This is a genomic window from Undibacterium sp. Ji42W, from assembly GCF_049340405.1.
Taxonomy (GTDB): domain Bacteria; phylum Pseudomonadota; class Gammaproteobacteria; order Burkholderiales; family Burkholderiaceae_D; genus Undibacterium.
Window position 1 is genome coordinate 110267 of the sequence record NZ_JBMPOV010000004.1, and the last position, 19984, is coordinate 130250.

General features: G+C 49.1%; 17 protein-coding genes. 12 read left to right on the forward strand and 5 right to left on the reverse strand.

Annotated elements, in window-relative coordinates; genetic code table 11:
• Positions 1 to 19: 19 nt before the first annotated feature.
• From bamA to ACO0LG_RS09875, 10 genes are all read left to right on the forward strand, one after another.
• Positions 20 to 2368, forward strand: a complete 2349-nt coding sequence (bamA, locus tag ACO0LG_RS09830) for an outer membrane protein assembly factor BamA (RefSeq protein ID WP_423025784.1) — start codon at positions 20 to 22, stop codon at positions 2366 to 2368.
• A gap of 6 nt (positions 2369 to 2374) precedes the next feature.
• Positions 2375 to 2938 (forward strand): OmpH family outer membrane protein, encoded by a 564-nt coding sequence (locus tag ACO0LG_RS09835; protein ID WP_423025786.1) that lies wholly within the window; start codon positions 2375 to 2377, stop codon positions 2936 to 2938.
• A gap of 5 nt (positions 2939 to 2943) precedes the next feature.
• On the forward strand, positions 2944 to 4005 hold the full coding sequence (lpxD, locus tag ACO0LG_RS09840) for a UDP-3-O-(3-hydroxymyristoyl)glucosamine N-acyltransferase (RefSeq protein WP_423025788.1): 1062 nt from the start codon (positions 2944 to 2946) through the stop codon (positions 4003 to 4005).
• On the forward strand, positions 3998 to 4459 hold the full coding sequence (fabZ, locus tag ACO0LG_RS09845) for a 3-hydroxyacyl-ACP dehydratase FabZ (protein WP_422949882.1): 462 nt from the start codon (positions 3998 to 4000) through the stop codon (positions 4457 to 4459). Before lpxD ends, fabZ begins: the two co-directional genes overlap by 8 nt.
• Before the next feature lie 3 nt (positions 4460 to 4462).
• Positions 4463 to 5251: an acyl-ACP--UDP-N-acetylglucosamine O-acyltransferase gene (gene lpxA / locus ACO0LG_RS09850; RefSeq protein ID WP_423025790.1), complete on the forward strand. Its 789-nt coding sequence runs from the start codon at positions 4463 to 4465 to the stop codon at positions 5249 to 5251.
• Positions 5252 to 5259: 8 nt separating this feature from the next.
• Positions 5260 to 6420: a lipid-A-disaccharide synthase gene (gene lpxB / locus ACO0LG_RS09855; protein ID WP_423025792.1), complete on the forward strand. Its 1161-nt coding sequence runs from the start codon at positions 5260 to 5262 to the stop codon at positions 6418 to 6420.
• Between the two features lie 67 nt (positions 6421 to 6487).
• Complete coding sequence (locus ACO0LG_RS09860; RefSeq protein WP_423025794.1) at positions 6488 to 7267, forward strand: TatD family hydrolase; 780 nt, start codon at positions 6488 to 6490, stop codon at positions 7265 to 7267.
• A 131-nt stretch (positions 7268 to 7398) separates the two neighbouring features.
• On the forward strand, positions 7399 to 7968 hold the full coding sequence (locus tag ACO0LG_RS09865; RefSeq protein WP_423025796.1) for an ankyrin repeat domain-containing protein: 570 nt from the start codon (positions 7399 to 7401) through the stop codon (positions 7966 to 7968).
• A 351-nt stretch (positions 7969 to 8319) separates the two neighbouring features.
• The gene (locus tag ACO0LG_RS09870; protein WP_423025798.1) at positions 8320 to 10053 is read left to right on the forward strand and encodes an ABC transporter permease; all 1734 of its coding nucleotides are present in this window, start codon (positions 8320 to 8322) and stop codon (positions 10051 to 10053) included.
• 42 nt (positions 10054 to 10095) lie between these two features.
• Positions 10096 to 11397, forward strand: coding sequence for an AAA-associated domain-containing protein (locus tag ACO0LG_RS09875; protein ID WP_423025800.1), 1302 nt, complete (start codon positions 10096 to 10098; stop codon positions 11395 to 11397).
• Between the two features lie 38 nt (positions 11398 to 11435).
• On the opposite strand, the gene ACO0LG_RS09880 is transcribed toward ACO0LG_RS09875, so the two are convergent.
• Genes ACO0LG_RS09880 through imuA form a run of 3 tightly spaced genes read right to left on the reverse strand, consistent with a single transcriptional unit; the run spans position 11436 to position 16803 of the window.
• On the reverse strand, positions 11436 to 14600 hold the full coding sequence (locus tag ACO0LG_RS09880; protein ID WP_423025802.1) for an error-prone DNA polymerase: 3165 nt from the start codon (positions 14598 to 14600) through the stop codon (positions 11436 to 11438).
• An 18-nt stretch (positions 14601 to 14618) separates the two neighbouring features.
• Positions 14619 to 16130 (reverse strand): Y-family DNA polymerase, encoded by a 1512-nt coding sequence (locus ACO0LG_RS09885; protein ID WP_423025804.1) that lies wholly within the window; start codon positions 16128 to 16130, stop codon positions 14619 to 14621.
• Positions 16075 to 16803, reverse strand: a complete 729-nt coding sequence (gene imuA, locus ACO0LG_RS09890; protein ID WP_423025806.1) for a translesion DNA synthesis-associated protein ImuA — start codon at positions 16801 to 16803, stop codon at positions 16075 to 16077. Before imuA ends, ACO0LG_RS09885 begins: the two co-directional genes overlap by 56 nt.
• 238 nt (positions 16804 to 17041) lie before the next feature.
• Between imuA and ACO0LG_RS09895 the strand changes: the two genes are divergently transcribed.
• Positions 17042 to 17269: a hypothetical protein gene (locus ACO0LG_RS09895; protein WP_423025808.1), complete on the forward strand. Its 228-nt coding sequence runs from the start codon at positions 17042 to 17044 to the stop codon at positions 17267 to 17269.
• Positions 17270 to 17418: 149 nt separating this feature from the next.
• On the opposite strand, the gene ACO0LG_RS09900 is transcribed toward ACO0LG_RS09895, so the two are convergent.
• On the reverse strand, positions 17419 to 17907 hold the full coding sequence (locus ACO0LG_RS09900) for a nuclear transport factor 2 family protein (RefSeq protein ID WP_423025810.1): 489 nt from the start codon (positions 17905 to 17907) through the stop codon (positions 17419 to 17421).
• 65 nt (positions 17908 to 17972) lie between these two features.
• On the opposite strand from ACO0LG_RS09900, the gene ACO0LG_RS09905 reads away from it, so the two are divergent.
• Positions 17973 to 18488, forward strand: coding sequence for a winged helix-turn-helix transcriptional regulator (locus ACO0LG_RS09905; RefSeq protein ID WP_423025812.1), 516 nt, complete (start codon positions 17973 to 17975; stop codon positions 18486 to 18488).
• Positions 18489 to 18533: 45 nt separating this feature from the next.
• Here ACO0LG_RS09905 and ACO0LG_RS09910 read toward each other — a convergent pair whose 3' ends face one another.
• Positions 18534 to 19790: an AI-2E family transporter gene (locus ACO0LG_RS09910; protein WP_423025814.1), complete on the reverse strand. Its 1257-nt coding sequence runs from the start codon at positions 19788 to 19790 to the stop codon at positions 18534 to 18536.
• Positions 19791 to 19984: the final 194 nt, after the last annotated feature.

Sequence of the window (19984 nt, forward strand, 5' to 3'; positions counted from 1 at the left end):
TGAAAGAAATTTATACCCAATGAAATTACATATCGAGCAGTTCACTTTAGCCCATTTTCGTCGTCATGCTTTATCTTTGGCTGCATTAGCACTTTGCACCGGAAACGCATTGGCGATTGAGCCCTTCACCGTCAAGGATATACGTGTAGAAGGCTTGCAACGGACGGAGGCTGGTACCGTATTTAGTTATTTGCCAGTCAAAGTCGGTGAGCAATTTGATGACGCAAAAAGTACAACTGCGATCAAATCCCTGTATGCAACGGGTTTCTTCAAGGACGTTCAGATTGAAGTGCAGGACGGCATCTTGATCGTCTTGCTGGAGGAACGTCCTACCATCGCTGGTGTGGAGTTCACTGGCACTAAAGAATTTGAAAAAGATGCACTCGTCAAAGCCTTGAAAGACATAGGCGTTGGTGAATCACGTATTTTCGATAAGGCAACAGTGGACCGTGCCGAGCAAGAACTCAAACGCCAATACCTGTCCAAGGGCTTGTATGGCATGCAAATCACGACCACCATTACGCCGATAGAACGTAATCGTGTGAATGTTACGTTTGCGGTAGATGAGGGTGAAGTAGCCAAGATTGCCCAGATTAATATCATCGGTAATAAAGATTTTTCTGACGGTGAAATCCGTGATCTGTTGACCTTGACGACACCGGGTTGGTTTACCTGGTATACCAAGGCAGATCAGTATTCCAAGCAAAAACTCTCCGGCGATATCGAGACCTTGCGCTCGTTCTATCAAAACCGTGGCTATCTCGAAATGCAGATTTTATCCACACAGATTTCCATCACGCCAGACAAAAAAGACATCTACATCACGATCAATATTGATGAGGGCGATAAATATACCGTCTCCGATATCAAGCTTGAAGGCGATACTATGGGCAGGGAAGAAGAGTTAGCCTCTTTGTTGCTGCTCAAAAAAGGCAATATTTATAATGCTGCCCGTCTGACGGAAAGCACCAAGCGTATTTCGGAACGCATGGGTAATTTTGGTTATGCGTTTGCTAATGTGAATGCAAATCCTGTCTTGAATAAAGAAAAGAAAGAAGTTGCTTTCACCATCTTTGTTGATCCGGGCAAACGCGTTTATGTGCGCCGCATTAATCTGGCTGGTAATACCCGCACGCGTGATGAAGTTATCCGTCGCGAATTCCGCCAGTTTGAAAGCTCCTGGTATGACGGCGAGAAAATCAAAACCTCACGTGACCGTGTAGAGCGTCTTGGCTATTTCAAAGATGTCACTATAGAAACACCTGAAGTGCCAACCAGCGTTGATCAGGTTGACGTGAACCTGACGGTCACTGAAAAACCTACCGGTAATCTCATGTTTGGCGCCGGCTACTCCAGCGCCGAAAGATTGACGCTGACTGGCTCTATCCAGCAAGCCAATGCTTTTGGTAGTGGTGATACGATAGGCCTTGATATCAATACCAGCCGCCAAAATCGTACAATTGCGCTGTCTCATACCGATCCTTATTTCACGGACGATGGCGTTAGCCGCAATGTGGAAGTTTATATCCGTACAACGCGTCCGATTATCGGCAGTGTCGGTGACTATAAAATTCAGACTACCGGTGGCGCGTTGCGTTTCGGTGTACCATTCTCTGAAGTCGATACGGTGTTTTTTGGTCTTGGTTTTGAACGTACCAAGGTTGAAACTTACTTTGGCAGCCCATACCGTTACCTTAAATATGTTTCGGATTACGGCACTGGTTCCAAGGATACAGCCGCGATTGACTATGGTATTGGTGAGGCTGTAACTAATTCATTTCCATTGACTGCAGCCTGGCAAAGGGATAGCCGCGACAGCGTGTTGACGCCTACAATTGGTCGTTACCAAAGGGCTAATCTGGAACTGGCAGCTGTAGGCAGCTTTAAATATTATCGTGCAATTTATAATGCACAATTATTCCAGCCTATTTATCGCTCTGTGGTTTTGGCATTGAATGGCGAAGTTGATTATGGACATGGACTGGGTGGTAAGCCTTATCCACTGTTTAAGAACTTCTATGCGGGTGGTATAGGCTCAGTACGTGGTTATGAGCCATCTTCTTTGGGTACTAAAGATCCAAATGGTGATGCTCTTGGTGGTGCTACCCGCTTGCTGGCCAATGTGGAATTGCAGATTCCTTTCCCGGGTGCCGACAAATCTTTGCGCTGGTTCACTTTTGTGGATGGTGGTAATGTATTTGATGAAGGTCAAAAAATTCGCGCGAAAGACTTACGTTTTTCCGCTGGTATAGGTATAAGCTGGATATCGCCAGTTGGCCCATTGAAGCTGAGTTTTGGTAAAGCTTTGAATGCCAAGGCAGACGACAAGAAGCAAACATTCCAGTTCCAGATGGGTACTGGTTTCTAATTGCTTATGTTTGGCTGTGTTTTTGTTTTAGTACGTGTTACGGAGATTATTTTGAGTCAACATATTACCCCGACCAAATTGTTGCAACGCTTGATGGTTTGTGCGGCTTGCGTTTTCAGCGTTGCTCAAGCCCAGGCGCAAGATACCAAGATAGCCATCTTTGATTCTCAAAGAGTGATGCGCGAATCCGTTCCGGCAAAAGCGGCGGAGGCCAAACTGAAAATTGAATTTCAAAAGCGTGGCGAAGAACTGGAAAACCTGGCAAAGAAATTAAAGACGACAGCTGAAAAGTATGAAAAAGACGCGCCTTTATTGTCAGAATCTGATCGTGTTGTCCGCCAGCGTGAAATTACTGAACTGGACCAAGCTTTCAAGCGCAAGCAGCGTTCTTACAATGAAGATGTGAATCAGCGTCAGAATGAAGAAATTGCCTCATTGGTAGAACGTGCGCAGAAAGTGATTAAACAAATTGCAGAAGCCGAAAAAATTGATCTGGTCTTGCAAGATTCTGTTTATCACAGCGCCCGTATTGACATTACTGATAAAGTTCTTAAAGCACTCTCCAAATAATTTCTATGACCGCGAGCATTCGGCTGGGTGAATTGGTCGATCGCTTCGGTGGTCAATTGACTGGTTCACCTGATATTACTGTCACTGGCATTGCCCCTCTGGATGAGGCCAGTGAGCAGCATATTACCTTTCTGTCCAATCCCAAGTTCCGTCACAAGGCAGCGGCTACCCAGGCTGCTGCATTGATGTTGACGCAAGCCGATTTCGAGCAAATTGGCAAAGACTATGCTGGCATTTGTCTCATTGTCCCGCAACCTTATGTGTATTTTGCCCGTGCGGCGCAGTACTTTGCGTCACTCAATGCAATACCCGCAACGGTCGGCGTGCATCCTGCGGCATGGGTCAGTCCTCACGCGATAGTCGCTGCCACTGCCAGCATAGGAGCTAATGCCAGCATCGATGCTGAAGCAGTGATTGGTGAGCATGTTGTCATCAAGCCGGGTGTGGTGATCGGCCGTGGCGTTGTGATTGGTGACCATAGTCTGATTCATGCAAATGTCAGCATTTATGACCATTGTGTCCTGGGGCAGCGTTGCATTATCCATTCTGGTGCAGTAATAGGCGCTGATGGTTTTGGTTTTGCCAATGAAAAAGGCCAATGGATAAAAATCCCGCAAACGGGCCGGGTGCTGATAGGTGACGATGTCGAAATCGGCGCGAACACCAGTATAGACCGTGGCGCTTTGGCTGATACCATCATAGAAGAAGGCGTCAAGCTGGATAACCAGATACAGATAGGCCATAACTGCCATATAGGCGCGCATACTGCCATGGCTGGCTGCGTAGGCGTGGCGGGTAGTGCCAAGATAGGCAAATATTGCACATTTGGTGGCGCAGCCATGGTGCTGGGTCATCTGACCATCGTCGATAATGTACATATTTCTTCTGCCAGCATGGTGTCGCGCTCCATACTGGAGCCGGGGCAATACACTGGCTTCTATCCCTTGGCGAAAAATGCTGACTGGGAAAAAACTGCTGCTATCGTACGTAATTTATCGGGTATGCGCGAAAAGATGCGTTACCTTGAAAAAACAATGAAAACACTGACTGAAAAAGATCATGAATAGCCTGGACATTAATCAAATCAAAGAATACCTGCCACACCGTTACCCGATGTTGCTGGTGGATCGCGTACTGAGCTGGGAAAATGGCAAGACCATTACCGCTATCAAGAATGTCACGGCGAATGAAGAATTTTTTAACGGGCATTTCCCGAACAAACCCGTGATGCCCGGTGTCTTGATGATAGAAGCGATGGCGCAGACTGCTGCCATACTCTCATTCCTGACCATGGGCCAAAAGCCGGATGAAAATACTATCGTGTATTTCCTCGGCATTGACGGCGCACGTTTCAAGCGTCCGGTTGAACCTGGTGACCAGCTGAAGATGGAAGTTGAAATCATCAAGGTTGCACGCGGCATCTGGAAATACAAGGCCAGGGCAACTGTGGATGGCCAATTGGCAGTAGAAGGTGAACTGATGTGCACCATGCGTACGAAAGATGAAGCCAAGGAGGGCTAGACAATGCATATCCACCCAAGCGCGCTGATTGACCCTAAAGCCAAGCTGGATAGCACAGTGGAAGTGGGTGCCTATTCCATTATCGGTCCCAATGTGACGATAGCTGAGGGGACTAAGATAGGTCCGCATGTTGTTATTGAAGGGCATACAACGATAGGCCGCAACAATACTTTTTATCAGTTCTCATCGATAGGTGCAGCACCGCAAGACAAGAAGTATGCGGGTGAACCTACACGTCTGGAAATAGGTGACAACAACGTTATTCGTGAATTTTGTACCTTCAATCTGGGCACAGTTCAGGATAATGGCGTGACCCGTCTGGGTAACGATAACTGGATCATGGCCTATGTGCATCTGGCGCATGACTGCCAGGTTGGTAACAACGTCATATTCGCCAATAACGCCGCTTTGGCTGGTCATGTACATGTGGGTGACTGGGTGATTTTAGGTGGTTTTACCAATGTCCACCAGTTCTGCAAGATAGGCGCACATGCAATGTGCGGCATGGGTACCTCCTTGTTGCAGGACGTGCCGCCGTTTGTGATGTTGAACGGCAATCCAGCCGCTGCCCATGGCATTAATGTCGAAGGTTTGAAGCGCCGTGGTTTTAGCCGTGAGCAAATTGCAGCCATACGTCAGTCTTATAAACTGATTTATAAATCTGGACTGACTCTGGAAGAAGCCAAGGCAGCGATAGATGAGCAGATCGCTCAGCTTGAAACCGATGTGGCGCTTCATGTACAGTCCATGCGCCATTTCCTGAATGCTGCGACACGCGGCATAGTGCGTTAAGCTTTATTGTGACGAATCAAGCTAATCGTCCCATCATTGCGATGGTTGCCGGAGAGACTTCCGGCGACATGCTGGCTAACCGGCTCTTGTCAGGTTTGCGTCCGGCCTTGCCTGATGCGCATATGCACGGCATAGGCGGCGCGCGCATGGCGGAGCAAGGCTTTATCAACGACTGGCCCATGGATAAACTGTCCGTGCGCGGGTTGTTTGAAGTACTGGCACATTACCGCGAGATCAGCGGCATACGCAAGCAATTGCGCGAACAGTTATTGCTGGAAAAACCGGATGTCTTCATCGGCGTTGATGCACCAGATTTTAACCTGGATCTGGAAATCCAGTTAAAGCGTGCTGGCATTCCTACCATACATTACATCAGCCCATCGATCTGGGCATGGCGTGGTGGGCGCATCAAAAAGATAGCTGAAGCAGTTTCCCATATGCTGGTGGTGTTTCCCTTTGAAGAAGAGATTTACCGCAATGCTGGCATACCAGTGACTTATGTGGGCCATCCGCTGGCACAAGTCATTCCCATGGAAACCGACATGGCTGCTGCCAGGGATGAGCTGGGCCTGGATAAAAATGCCAGAGTGGTCACGATCTTGCCAGGCAGCCGCATGTCCGAGATCAAATACAATACTGAAGCCTTTATCCAGACGGCCAAGATACTATGCCAGCGTGACCCGCATTTGCAAATTGTCGTGCCTATGGCAGGTGAAAAGCAGCGCAGTTATTACATCAAGCTGGTGGTTGATGCCAAGCTCGATAACGTGCCAGTGTTGCTGATTGATGGACGCTCTCATACTGCCATTGCAGCGGCAGATGCGGTACTCGTTGCCTCTGGTACGGCATCGCTGGAAGTGGCCTTGTTCAAAAAGCCCATGGTGATTGCCTACAAAATGATGGAAGCCTCATGGCAAATTTTGCGGCACATGGGTTACCAGCCTTGGATAGGCTTGCCGAATATCCTCGCACATGAATTCCTGGTGCCAGAATTTTTACAGTCAGCCGCCAGGCCGGATGCGATGGCAGATGCCTTGTGGCAGCAGCTAAGTGACGAAGCCTTGCAGGAACGCTTGAAACAGCGCTTCATCGATATGCATCATTCCCTCTTGCGCGACACTGCCAACGTCTCGGCGCAAGCCGTATTACAATTGATCTCAGCATCCTGAGCTTGTTTGCATCAGGTATTTGCTGACCGATCAATCATTGCATCAAATTTCTTTAAGAGTAGCAAGCATGTACGTTGATTCCCATTGTCATATCAATTTCCCTGAGTTGGCTGAACGTTTGCCGGAGATATTGGGCAAGATGCAGGAGAATGGTGTGACGCACGCACTATGCGTCTCGGTTGACTTGCCTGATTTTCCACAAGTGCTGGCATTGGCTGAACAGTATCCCCATATCTATGCCTCCGTTGGCGTACATCCTGATTACGAAGAAACAGAAGAGCCAACAGCAGAGCAATTGGTTAAGCTGTCTGATCACGACAAAATCATTGCCATCGGTGAAACCGGTCTCGATTATTTCAGATTGAAGGGTGATCTTGAATGGCAGCGTGAGCGTTTCAGACAGCATATTCGCGCCTCCCGCATTTGCCGCAAGCCACTTATCATCCATACCCGTGCAGCGGCTGAAGATACCATACGCATCATGAAAGAAGAGGGAGCAGGCACAGGGCAGGGTGGGGTAGCAGGTGTGATGCATTGCTTTACCGAGTCGCTGGAAGTTGCGCAAGCAGCAGTGGACCTTGGGTTTTATATTTCCTTCTCCGGCATTCTGACTTTCAAGAGTGCCAAAGATTTGCAGGCAGTAGCAAAAGCTTTGCCGTTGGACCGCATTTTGATAGAAACTGATTCACCTTATCTGGCACCCGCTCCGCATCGTGGCAAAATGAACGAACCTGGTTTTGTACGGCATGTGGGTGAATTTCTGGCAGATTTGAAAGGTATTTCTGTCAAAGAAGTGCAAGAGACTACGACGAAAAATTTCTTCCAACTGTTTCAATTTGCCCATTAAGGCCTGATATGCAAACAGCCTTGTCATCTGCATTGTTCTCATCAAGAAAATTTCATTTGCGTTGCCTGGCTTGTTTGTTACTGTGGTTATCTTGTGCCTGTGCCTGTGCTTTTGCGAATGAGCAGGAAGATTTGATTTTTGCTGTACGCTTTGATCAGGTTGATAAGGTGAATGAACTATTGCAACGTGGTGTGAGTGTGAATATCACCGAAGCAATTCGCGGCGAAACTCTGTTGATGATCGCTTTGCGCGAAGATTCAAAAAAAGTTTTCCAATTCTTGCTTGATCGCAAAGATATCAAACTCGAAGCCAGAGCCAGTAATGGCGACACTATTTTGATGTTGGCGAGCTACCTTGGAAATTTCCCCTTTGTTAAAGCTGTGATTGAGCATGATGCCGAGATCAATCAAGTTGGCTGGTGTGCCTTGCATTATGCTGCTGCTGGCGGCAATAAGGATATTGTTGCATTGTTACTGGAAAAATCGGCCTACATAGACGCTGAATCCCCTAACAAAACCACCCCGTTGATGATGGCTGCCCGCTCTGGCAAGCATCTTATCGTCAATCTTTTGCTGGAAGAGGGCGCGGATCCATTTCTCAAGAATGATCTGGGCTTAACCGCCCTTGATTTTGCGATTGAAGTTGAACAAAGAGAAATTGCTGCTGTTCTGAAAGAGCGCATGCAAGCTACAAAAAAATAAGCTTTTTGCGTTGCAACATCTTGCTTGCAAAACAAAGTCTATGTTAAAGTTCGCGCATCTCATTTTCGGAGCACGTTTGTGGACAGTTATAGTTGTCGATCTTCACTCAACTTGGCAATGTAAGCACAGATTTTCTCTTGCTACCTTGCCATTTGGCGGGTAGTAGTCTTTTGCAGCAGTCATGCTGCCCTCTACTTTTACCCCTGTTTTAAATTTTGCGTGGCGCTGGCTATAGTCAGCATGCATGTGCGCAGCCGCGCAGTTCATCTTTGTCCAGACTTGATGTTTGTGACAGGAGGTATGCTATGGGCCGTTTTTTTGCTATCGCTTTGATTGAACAAAGGAGCATTCATGTTTGAATTGTTCCGTCAACAAGGGCGTGATGTTGTTACCGGGGATAAAGGCCCAAATCGCTGGGATTGGGCTTTGCTCCCTTTAGTACTGGCTTTGTTGGGTATTTTTGCATTTGCCGCCATGCAGATGAGCCGTCCTTTCGCCGTGGGCGAGGCTTTGCAAATCAGTCTTGATCCCTCTTATCTGCCTTATTATTTATTGCGCACCATCTTACGCATGTTCACGGCGTTGGCTTTTTCCCTGATTTTCAGTTTGATTTTTGCGGCTGTCGCGGCCAAATATGCGGCGGCTGAAAAAGTCATGATACCGGCGCTGGATATCTTACAATCTGTACCTATTCTTGGTTTTCAAGCGATTGCGATTGCCCCTTTTATTGCCTTGTTCCCCGGTAATTTGCTGGGTGTTGAGTGCGCAGCCATTTTTGCGATTTTCACTTCCCAGGCCTGGAATATGGCATTCAGCCTGTATCAATCCATACGCAATGTGCCGCCCGAATTAAAAGAGGCAGCGCAGATATTCAGATTGTCTGGCTGGCAGCGTTTCTGGCGCCTGGAATTGCCGTTCGCCATGCCAGGCCTGCTCTGGAATATGATGATGTCCATGTCTGGCGGCTGGTTTTTCCTGGTGGCGGCTGAAGCTATTTCTGTCGCAGGACAAGACATTAAATTGCCTGGCATAGGATCCTATATCGCCGTGGCGATTGAAGCCAGGGACGGCATGGCCATCACCTGGGCGATTGCCGCCATGCTGATCGGTATTTTGCTGTATGACCAGTTGTTTTTCCGTCCCTTGTTGGCCTGGGCTGACAAGTTCCGCTTTGAAGAAACCCAAGGCGACACTGCGCAGCAATCATGGTTGCTGGACTGGATGCGCAGCAGCCGTTTATTTCGCGCCTGGATAGCCAGGTTCTGGCTTTTTCTTGGGCGTGGTTTGTCATGGTTTAGTGTGCAGAGTGATGGCACCAGCGTGCAAGTGAATCAGCGTTTTACTCATCCAGCGTGGCCCAAAGTTTTGGATGCAGCTTTGTTGTTGGCTTCAATTTCTGCCATGTACAGCCTATTCATTTTTATACACAGTGTGGTGGGTTGGGCCGAAGTGGCACATGTGCTGGGTCTGGGATTGATTACCCTGGTGCGCGTTATGTTGTTGATCGCCCTGGCTTCCTTGTTTTGGGTGCCAGTGGCAGTCTGGATAGGTTTGCGCCCACAGTATTCGCAAAAAGTGCAGGCGATGGCGCAGTTTTTGGCGGCTTTTCCCGTCAATCTGATGTTCCCCCTGGTAGTGTTTGCCATGGTGACGTTTAAACTGACGCCAAATATCTGGCTTAGCCCCTTGATGGTGTTTGGTACGCAGTGGTACATCCTGTTCAATGTCGTGGCTGGTGCTGCCACCATCCCCAATGAATTACGTTTGGCTGCTGATAATTTGGGTCTGAAAGGATGGCTGAAGTGGAAGCGCGTGTACTTGCCGGCTGTTTTTCCTAGCTATATCACAGGCGCAATCACAGCCAGTGGCGGCTCATGGAATGCCAGTATCGTGGCTGAATATGTCACCTGGGGTAAAACCACGTTGGTAGCCGATGGCCTGGGTAGTTATATCAAGCAAATGACGGAGACGGGCGACTTTCATCGTATCGCTTTGGGTATAGGTGTCATGTGCGTATTCGTCATGCTGCTGAACCGCTTTTTCTGGCGCAAATTGTATTTGCTGGCCGAAGACCATCTGCGTTGAACAGTCGCGCTGACGCCTGAATTATTCATCAAGGAATTCAAGATGACTCAAAATTTATTACTCGACCTGAATCAGGTCGCCAAATCCTTCAAAGCAGCAGATGGCAAGTCGCGCCTGATACTGGACAAGGTTGACTTTCAACTCAAAGATGGCGAAATCGTCGCTTTGCTGGGCAAATCCGGTTCCGGCAAATCCACCTTATTACGCATCATGGCTGGTTTGATACCGGCAGATGCAGGCAAAGTAGCCTATCGCGACAAGGCAATTGGTGGGCCAGTGGCAGGCATAGCCATGGTGTTCCAGTCATTTGCTTTATTCCCCTGGCTGACTGTGCAGCAGAATGTGGAACTGGGTTTAGAGGCCCAGGGTGTCCCAGCGGCAGAGCGCGAACAAAGAGCCGATGCCGTCCTTGAATTGATCGGCCTGGCAGGTTTTGGCGGTGCCTTGCCGCGTGAACTTTCTGGCGGTATGAAGCAGCGTGTGGGTATAGCCAGGGCACTGGTCACCAATCCTGATGTATTGCTGATGGATGAGGCTTTTTCTGCCCTGGATGTGCTAACAGGTGAAACCCTGCGTAATGACATGCTGGAGTTGTGGGAAGAAGACCGCATATCCACTAAAGGCATCTTGATCGTTTCACACAATATTGAAGAAGCCGTCATGATGGCAGATCGCATCATTATTTTATCCAGTGACCCAGGCTCGGTCAGATGCGAAATCAAGATCGACCTGCCCAGGCCGCGTGATGTGGATACGCTGGAAGTACGTGCCTTGATTGATGAAGTATATGGCTTAATGACCATGCGTGCCACCCATGAGGCTGCCGCTGATACGCCAAATGCACGTCACCTTGGCTATCGCTTGCCTGAGACGGATGTCAGCCGCATCGAAGGCATTCTTGATTTGCTGGCAGAGGCACCATTCAATGGCCGTGCCGACTTACCACAACTGGCAGAAGAAGCTGAATTGTCGGATGAAGAATTATTCCCGACCTATGAAGCTTTGAGTTTGTTAGGTTTTGCCGTGCTGGAAAAAGGCGACATCATGCTGACGCCGCTCGGTAAAAAATATGTAGAAGTAGAGCAGGCGCAAAAGCAGGAATTGTTTGGCCAACAATTGCTAACGCATGTGCCGTTGGCGGCACATATACGACGTAATCTGGAAACGGAAACCAGTGGTAGTCTGTCTGAACAACCGCTGATAGATTTGTTGGAGGAATTTTTGAAATCTGACGAAGCAAAACGGGTACTTGAAGTCGCCATCGAGTGGGGACGTTATGGTGAAGTGTATGAATATGATTATCATACTGGTCGCCTGACTTTGCCTGATGGTAATCAGGCGTAATTGCTGCATATTTCTATATAGAGCAGGGCAGGGGGAACTTAGCAAAAGTTCCTGCTGCCCACTTCCAGTTGCCCCAGAAGATGTGACATATCCACTAAGCGTTTGGCAACCAGATGCCTGACTTCGGCTTCGCATTGCCAGATACCATATACACCCAGCAGTGGCGCACTCAAGACTTCACTACGCTGTTTTTCCAGTACATTTGGCCAGATAATCACATTCACCGGGCCGGTTTCATCCTCTATGGTGATGAAGATGACGCCGTTGGCCGTTTGTGGTCTTTGCCTTACCGTGACCAGGCCACAACCGCGCGCAAATTGCCCTTGTTGAAAAGTATTCAGCATTTCTGCTGGCAAGAAGCGCTTGGCCAGCAATTGTGGTCGTAGCAAAGCAAGAGGATGGCGCTGTAGGCTGAATCCGGTTGCATGATAGTCGCTATAAATTTCTTGTGCTTCTGAAGGTGCTTTCAGTTGAGGTACTTGCTCTTGTATATTGGTGACGCGCAATAAATCCTTATCCGGCATTGCGCCTACTGCCTGCCACAGTGCCTGTCTTCTATGTCCAGCCAAAGCTGACAAGGCATTGCCAGCAGCCAGTACATGCAAATCATGCTGGCTCAGTTGAGCGCGCTTTGCCAGATCATGCACATCAACAAAAGCCTGTTGCTGGCGTGCCTGCATGATACGCGAGGCAGCATCCTCGGACATGCCATATAACAGAGAGAAACCCATGCGTACGATGGGCTGCAAGGTCTCGGTAAAACTATTGAACTGCATCTCTGTCTCAAGTGAAGAGTCCCAATCGCTACAGGTCACATCGATAGCACTGACTTGCACATCATGGCGACGCGCATCCTGTATCAATTGCGAAGGCGAATAAAACCCTAATGGCTGAGAATTCAACAGCGAGCATAAAAACACTGCAGGCTCATGGCGCTTGATCCAGCTACTGAAATACGCGAGGATGGCAAAACTGGCTGAATGACTTTCAGGAAAGCCATAATCACCAAAACCCTTCATTTGTTCGTAGATCCCTTGAGCAAAATCACGCTCATAACCATTCTTGACCATGGTCTCTACTATCCTGGTTTCATAGCCTTCCAGGCCGCCTTTCCGTTTCCAGGCCGCCATTGCGCGGCGCAAGCCATCTGCTTCTCCTGCCGTAAAGTCTGCCGCATGCATGGCGATTTGCATGACCTGCTCCTGAAAGATAGGTATCCCCAGTGTGCGTTGCAGCGCTGCCCGCATACCCGGATTTTTGTGCATTTCTACAGGCTGCTTGCCCTGACGTCTTTGCAAATAGGGGTGCACCATACCGCCTTGTATAGGGCCGGGCCGTACAATGGCAATTTGTATCACCAGATCATAGAACTCTCTTGGTCTCAAGCGTGGCAGCATGCTCATCTGCGCCCGGGATTCTATCTGGAACACACCAATGGTATCTGCCTTGCAAATCATGTCATAGGTCAGCGGATCTTCGCGTGGCACATCCTGCATGCACTTAGGTTTGCCTGGCAAGCTAGCCATCAGATCAAAAGCCCGCCGTAATGCCGACAGCATGCCAAGGGCCAGCACATCAACTTTGAGCAAGCCAAGGGATTCAAGATCATCCTTATCCCATTGGATCACATTGCGCTTTTCCATCGCTGCATTTTCTATAGGCACCAGCCTGGATAATTTGCCGCGTGCGATGACAAAGCCACCGCTGTGTTGCGATAAATGGCGCGGAAAGCGCAGCAATTTGCCTGTTAACAATGCCCATTGCTGGGCGATAGGAGAATTGATGTCCAGACCGCATTCTGTGAATCGCTTGAATAACTCTTGCTTGCTATCAAACCAGCGATGCGATTTCGCCACGGCATCGACGATCGCCAGGTCTACGCCTAGGGCTTTTCCCACATCACGCAAGGCGCCGCGCGGGTGGTAAGTGTGTACAGCAGCAGCTATAGCAGCACGGTCACGCCCGTATTTATCGTAGATATACTGCATGACTTGCTCGCGGCGCTGATGTTCAAAATCGACATCGATGTCAGGGGGCTCACCTCTTTCCTTGGACAGGAAGCGTTCAAACAGCAGAGTATGTGTTTCTGGATTAACTTCGGTGATATGCAGGCAATAGCAGACGACAGAATTGGCTGCCGAGCCCCGTCCCTGGCAGAGTATTTCCTTTTTCCTGGCAAAATTGACGATATCAAACACCGTCAAAAAATAAGGTTCATAAGCCAGATCATTAATTAGGTGCAGCTCATGTTCTATTTTATTTTTTACTGATGAGGGCAAACCTTGTGGATAGCGCAGATCAGCACCTTTATAGACCTGAAGCTTTAAATAACTGGCAGGCGTATATCCTTTCGGCACCAGTTCGTGCGGGTACTCATAGCGTAATTCATTCAATGAAAAGCTGCACAGCTCCGCGATTTTCACTGTCTCGACCAGAGTATGCGGCGGATAAATCGTCGCCAGCCGCAAGCGGGAACGTAGATGCTGCTCTGCATTCATCGCCAGGGTGTAACCACATTCAGTGATGGGCTGGCACAGGCGTATGGCAGTCATCGTGTCCTGCAAGGGCTTGCGGGATCTGACATGCATGGTGACCTGGCCAATGGCAACGACGGGTAATTGCACAGTCTCAGCTACCGTATCAACTTGCTGCTTTTGATATTCATCTGCAATTTGCATCAGTAAATTCAACCCTATCCAGGCGCGGCCAGGGAAGTGTTGCTTCAACCATTTGGCCTGTTTCAGTAGCGCATTACTTTCTGCGGGGTAAGCTGGTACCATTATCAGCAGGCAATCCGGCAAGCCAGACAAATGCTCCAAACCCGACGGTGGCGTGACGAAATCCTTGGGCGTCAATAAGTAACTACCCTTGGTCGCCCGGCATCTGCCAAGAGTAATCATTTCAGATAAATTGCCATAGCCCTCGCGGTTTTGTGCAAGGGCAATCAGATGCACATTATTTTCAGGTGCTTCTGCATCTTCCAGTTTGAAGTGGGCACCGATGATGAGATGCAAGCCGGTATTTTTTGCTGCCGTATATGCTCTTGCCACGCCAGCCAGGGAGCATTCATCGGTAATGGCCAGGGCGCGATAATCCAGTTTAATGGCGCGCGCCACCAACTCTTCTGAATGTGATGCTCCATGCAGGAAGCTGAAATTGCTCATGCAAAATAATTCGGCATACTCGGGCAGAAAGGCACTCATATTGATATATCCCAAATACTATCCAAAAATGCCGTGCAAGAACCAGACAGGTTCTTCACTGTCGGGGTCATTGGCTCGCTCTCGATAAATCCAGTAGCGCACATGGCGCTTATCGACAGCGATGTAGTAATCCCGAGTTTGTATTTGCTCATGCCACCATCCTGCTTCTATACGCTCAGCCGGAGAAACAAGTTTGAGTTCTGATCCGTAATAAGGGCGATGTTCGTGGATATCCAGCGCCAGTGGTTGGGGCAATAACCAGTTGGGGCGCAAGGCATAAGCTGCCAAAGAGAGGGGCGGGCAGGGTGGCGGAGATTTCTTGATGACAGAAATCCAGTGATTGGCAATGTCGGCTCTATGGTCTGCCTGTGGTGCTGGCTGCAAGACATTCTCTTCGCCCAGACGGGCGACCAGAAGTTCAAGCAAGCGCTTATGTTCATTTGCTTGTCCACCCGGCTCGGGGAACAAAGTATAGCTTTGTGCTTCACGCACCATGGTCTGCTTTACTTCCAGCAGCATACCAATGACGGCACTATGCAGTTTGAGCTGGCTGAGTTTTTCTTTGAATAAACTGAGCAGGTGCGATTCTTGCCAGCATGCTTGTGCCAGTTGCAGGTCAAACATGGTTGGTGGGATCGCTTGGCGGCCACGTTCATGCAATAATTCCATGTGAATATGCGTAACCGCCAGTTGCTGCGCAGCCAGCCATCCCAGCAACTGGGCCAGCAGGCTGCGGGCAAAAATGAGAAGTGATTCTGCAAGCTCTATACGGTCTGGCAGTTCAATTTTGACTTTGAATTCTGGCGCCGCCAGATACCATTCGTGTACTTCGGCCTGCGCACCATAAGCTTGATCCAGCTCCATGAGTAAAGCTTTGCCGCAACGCCTCTGCAAGCCAGGGCGTGGTAATTGACGTAAATCTCTGAGGCTATAACAGGCGATGCCCTGCAATAACTCAGCCAAAGGCTGAGCTGAAGTGAGTAATTTGACCGGTAGCCTGTCCAGGCGCTGACTCAATCTTTGCAGTTTAAAGACATGCTGTCCTCTAGGTAATTTGCGCGATGCCTGCTTGGCCAATAACCAGGCAGCCCTGGCAACGGGAGCAATGCCAGTCGTTGCCGTATAACCCAGAATGCGCATGCTTTCCAGCATGCGTTTACGCAAAGCGCGTACACCCCCAAACAAACTCAGACTGGCACTGATATCAACCAGTATGCAATCATCTTCTGCCAGACAGACTTGTGGCGAGTATTGCAGCAATGCAGTTGCCACTGCCTGCAGTGCCAGTTTTTCTTTATTGTGATCACGCTGATAGTACTCAGCATCGGCAGACAGCATTTGCACACCACCCGCACGCATATTCAAGCGTATGCCAGCCTGATCGGCAGATTCAGACATGGACGTTACCCGACCTTGATGGAGTATCACACTGACTTGTGTCTCTTGCTGAGCAAACAAGGGAGTGACAAACACCTCAAGCTGGAGTAAAGGCAGGTGAACGGCTATCCACAGTGGTGGGCAAGTTGCCATAGTTTGTCGCAAGTTTTTCTTTGCCTGGATGAGCATAGGCATACAAATAAGGATGATTGGGCACATGTAGTGCCAGCGGCGCATCGCGCTGGCTGCCACGGCGTTTGAGTATGCCCAGTTCCAGACCATATTGGCTGGTTTGCACACTTAATCGCAAAGGGGCAGGAGAGGCTTGCTGTGCTGCCCGCATGTCACGCATCAAAAAGAATAAAGTCTCCGAGCTTTGCGCGGCCAGATGCAAACGCCGCAAAGCTTCACTACGGATGCTGGATGTCCAGAACAACAGCGCGCCACAACTGCTATTGCGCAACACCTGTTCAGCCGCCCACAAAGCATCAATATGCTTCTGGCAGCGTATCCATATCAACTGCGATGATTGCAAACCTGTACATGCAAAAGCCAATGCTTGCGGTATATAAGGAGGCGTCAATAACACAATGGGACGCCCATCAAGCTGGCTTAAGGCGGGCTTGAGCAAGCTGAGCTCGGCAGTGCCAATCTGCGCTAGCAAAATCTCGGTTAATTGCCCCTGTGGCCAGCCATGGCCCGGCAGTTCATTATTGAGCTCAGCATAACCACTGGGCAAATAACCACCCTGACCACGCGCCAGTTGCGATGCACGCCACAGTGCGGAGTGTATGCGTTCAGGAGGAAGTGAGGAAACGTGGGCCATATTACATATACTGATTAAATATACAGTATATGTAATATGACGGCAGACTTCAAAGTTTATTTTATGTGCCCGTGTTATGTGACTGGAGCAAGAAATTACAGAGAGGTGAGAAAACCACAGTTTTAAAATACTGATTGCGCATACAGTAGTTTGTGTTAAAGTTCGTCCATGGATGAACGCATGGCTGTTTTGATGACTGTTCCTCTATCACATACCAACCGATATGGAGATTGAAATTATGGCAAACCTCGAACAGTCTTTTGATACACGCTTCAGCCTGCAATTCGCACCTAGCTCTTTTGTGATGCGCCTGGGGCGTCGCGAAATTTTTGTCTGCCGCGACTTCCGTCAGCGTTCTTACTATGTCAATCCTGTACTCGATTGCAGCACAGGCATACAAGCCGGACATCTGGAAATGCTGGTACTGCGCAAGTGGCTGGTTACTTTGTCCAAAGCAAATTGGTAAGTTCAGGCTATCAATTTATCTGTCAATGGAGTGAACAAATTTCTACTGCAAACACGCCCCAGATATTGCGGGAGTGTTTGCAGCAGTTTGCTCCCATCAGGATAAATGTTTAGCTGATATAGATCAGAATAAGATCTGAATATTCCAATCTAAGCCCGCAAGAATGGCCCGGATCCAGGCCAGGACTGATCAGTAATGGGGGCTGCCAATGCTTCGTCACATTCCCCTGCTGCACTCCACGCCAGGTAGCGGCTGCAGCGCTGGGTATCTTCCAGTGTATGGACGTAGGTGATTTTGCCCCAACGCATTCGCATGAATTGCATTACCACATTCTTGTAGGGCCCATCCGGCTGGTGCGGAACGATAAAGTCCAGCACTGCATGGATACGGGTATCCCACGGCGGCCCGATGACAGCTACTTCTTTTACCTCAAATTGCAAGCCAGGGAACAAACGGTATAAGCGCTCCCACCATAAAGCCATAGACGCGCGTGAATTACGCAAGCCAGAAATCGGCGAATCTCCTTCAAAGCGATAGACAAAATCATTAGCCAGGCTATCCAGCATCAGACTGACATCGCCTGCGTTGATAGCAGCAAAGGTTTTGCGGAGTTTGTTCTCGACGATATAAGCATACATGGCTGACTTTCACTGGCATAATGCAAGCAATGTAAACAGTTAACTTGCATCAAGCAAGCTAAATTATGGAGCGCAGTTCTTTTTCTGATTTTTCCTGCTCGATTGCCCGTACACTGGAAGTCATTGGCGAGTGGTGGACGCTACTGATTTTGCGCGATCTGTTTCTGGGATTCGAGCGTTTTGACGATCTCCAGCGCAATCTTGGCGTTGCCTCGAATATCCTGACAGCCCGACTGAAAAAAATGATGGAGCAGGGCATAGTGGAACGGCAGACCGACGCGCAGGATAAACGTGTCTGGCGTTATAGCCTGACGCAGCAAGGGCGGGATTTATATCCAGTATTACTGGCATTGACTGCTTGGGGAGATAAATGGCGAACAGCAGAAGGGCAGCAACCCTTACTAGTACGCCATCAACATTGTGGCCACATTACCACTACCGTACCGGCTTGCGCTAATTGCAAAGAAGAACTGCAACTTAAGGATATACGATTTGAAGCTGGGCCCGGTGGCAGGGAAGCGCCAGGAACAGCCTTACTGGGACAAGTCTTGGGACGACCAAAACAGGATCAGCAAAGTTGACAAAAATAGCACTGTGTCAACCCATTGCTGATCGGTCTTGTTAGCTCAGGTAGTCTGAACCGCATTTTCAGACGGGATAGAATCTTTCGCCGTTCTATCTCCTTCGTTGTGTTTTCTGTCTCCAGATATCTCAAGGGCAATGCCTGCTGCTGCTTCAGCAGGCATGCCGTCTGTGCGGCGCAAGTATTCTGCCTCACCGACGATATCATCCCTTTGCACAGCCAGGTCCTTGGGCTGCAAGCTTTCGCCAGGCAATTCAACCTTCAGTTCATCGATCAACATAAGCAGCGTCGCCGCGACTGGCAATGCCAACAAAGCACCTCCAATACCATATAAAGTGCCACCAGCGATCAAAGCAAACAACACTATTGAAGAAGGCAACCGTAGTGCACGTCCATAAACGACAGGGATCAATACCCGGCTTTCAAACTCTTCATAGCACAGCAACAAAACACCTACCACTGTTGCGGCAACGCCACTGACGGCTAAAGCTGCGAGTACTGCCGGGACCATGGTGAGGAAAATACCGACAAAGGGAAGCACATCCACGATACCGCCAAAAGCAGCAATCGCTATTGCGTTTGGTACGCCACAGGCGGTAAGTAGAATAAACAGAAAAACCGTCATCATGGCGCAAGTGAGAACCTGACCACGTACGTAACCACCAACGATGGTTTCAAGATTGAGCATGATGCGCGCCAGTTTAATGTGATGCGCACGAGGTATCACCGCAAACAATGCGCCGCGCAAGCGGTCGCGGTCTATCATAATGTACAAGGCGAGAAAGAATGACCCCGCACCATACGCAATGATTTCAAATAAGCCCCTGGAGAAAGCCATGGCTTCACTGCTATAAGATTTAAATAGCGCAGCGTATTGGATATGTCGCAAGCCATCTGCCAAAGATGTTGTGAATGGATACTCAGCGAGAAATTTAATCAGGCGGCCGCGCAATTCGGGTTCTTGCTGCACAAGGCTGGCGACTTGGGCAATAAATGGCGGCACCGTGAAAATGGCCAAGCCGACCAAGACCATCATCAAGACAGTGAACACGATTGCTATGCCACCAAAGCGGCGAATATTGCGGCGCTCAAGCCAGTCAACCGCCGGATTAAGGGTGCCAACCAGCATCAACGCAGTGATCAGTACCAAAATGACAGGTACCAACTGAGAGAGCAGTGCAAAGCCCAGCACCACACCAACAATCGCTACAATAGTAGATCGCGCCAACTCTATACGGATCGTTTTCTTCGGTTGAGAAGACGTCGGTTTTTGTGCAAAATTTTCTGGGTATTGTCTCATTAGCGCTTTTGCTCTTGGTCATCTCGCGCAAGTTCGGTCAACTTGCTTAACGTCACATATCATGACTGCATTTCCTGACAGCATCTGTGCGCTATCCCGCATCCGGTGTAAATCGACAGCACTATAAGCAAGATGATAATGGTGGCACATAGCTTGATAAGCGCAGGAGATTCTACACATTAGCGCAAGTCTGG

Excerpts from the sequence above, each read along its gene's own strand:
- lpxD (WP_423025788.1), top strand. The coding sequence starts at position 2,944 with ATGACCGCGAGCATTCGGCTGGGTGAATTGGTCGATCGCTTCGGTGGT.
- ACO0LG_RS09895 (WP_423025808.1), top strand. The coding sequence starts at position 17,042 with ATGGCAAACCTCGAACAGTCTTTTGATACACGCTTCAGCCTGCAATTC.
- imuA (WP_423025806.1), bottom strand. The coding sequence starts at position 16,803 with ATGGCCCACGTTTCCTCACTTCCTCCTGAACGCATACACTCCGCACTG.
- lpxA (WP_423025790.1), top strand. The coding sequence starts at position 4,463 with ATGCATATCCACCCAAGCGCGCTGATTGACCCTAAAGCCAAGCTGGAT.
- ACO0LG_RS09835 (WP_423025786.1), top strand. The coding sequence starts at position 2,375 with ATGTTTGGCTGTGTTTTTGTTTTAGTACGTGTTACGGAGATTATTTTG.
- ACO0LG_RS09860 (WP_423025794.1), top strand. The coding sequence starts at position 6,488 with ATGTACGTTGATTCCCATTGTCATATCAATTTCCCTGAGTTGGCTGAA.
- ACO0LG_RS09900 (WP_423025810.1), bottom strand. The coding sequence starts at position 17,907 with ATGTATGCTTATATCGTCGAGAACAAACTCCGCAAAACCTTTGCTGCT.
- ACO0LG_RS09905 (WP_423025812.1), top strand. The coding sequence starts at position 17,973 with ATGGAGCGCAGTTCTTTTTCTGATTTTTCCTGCTCGATTGCCCGTACA.
- ACO0LG_RS09870 (WP_423025798.1), top strand. The coding sequence starts at position 8,320 with ATGTTTGAATTGTTCCGTCAACAAGGGCGTGATGTTGTTACCGGGGAT.
- ACO0LG_RS09910 (WP_423025814.1), bottom strand. The coding sequence starts at position 19,790 with ATGAGACAATACCCAGAAAATTTTGCACAAAAACCGACGTCTTCTCAA.
- ACO0LG_RS09875 (WP_423025800.1), top strand. The coding sequence starts at position 10,096 with ATGACTCAAAATTTATTACTCGACCTGAATCAGGTCGCCAAATCCTTC.
- bamA (WP_423025784.1), top strand. The coding sequence starts at position 20 with ATGAAATTACATATCGAGCAGTTCACTTTAGCCCATTTTCGTCGTCAT.
- fabZ (WP_422949882.1), top strand. The coding sequence starts at position 3,998 with ATGAATAGCCTGGACATTAATCAAATCAAAGAATACCTGCCACACCGT.
- ACO0LG_RS09880 (WP_423025802.1), bottom strand. The coding sequence starts at position 14,600 with ATGAGTGCCTTTCTGCCCGAGTATGCCGAATTATTTTGCATGAGCAAT.
- ACO0LG_RS09885 (WP_423025804.1), bottom strand. The coding sequence starts at position 16,130 with ATGGCAACTTGCCCACCACTGTGGATAGCCGTTCACCTGCCTTTACTC.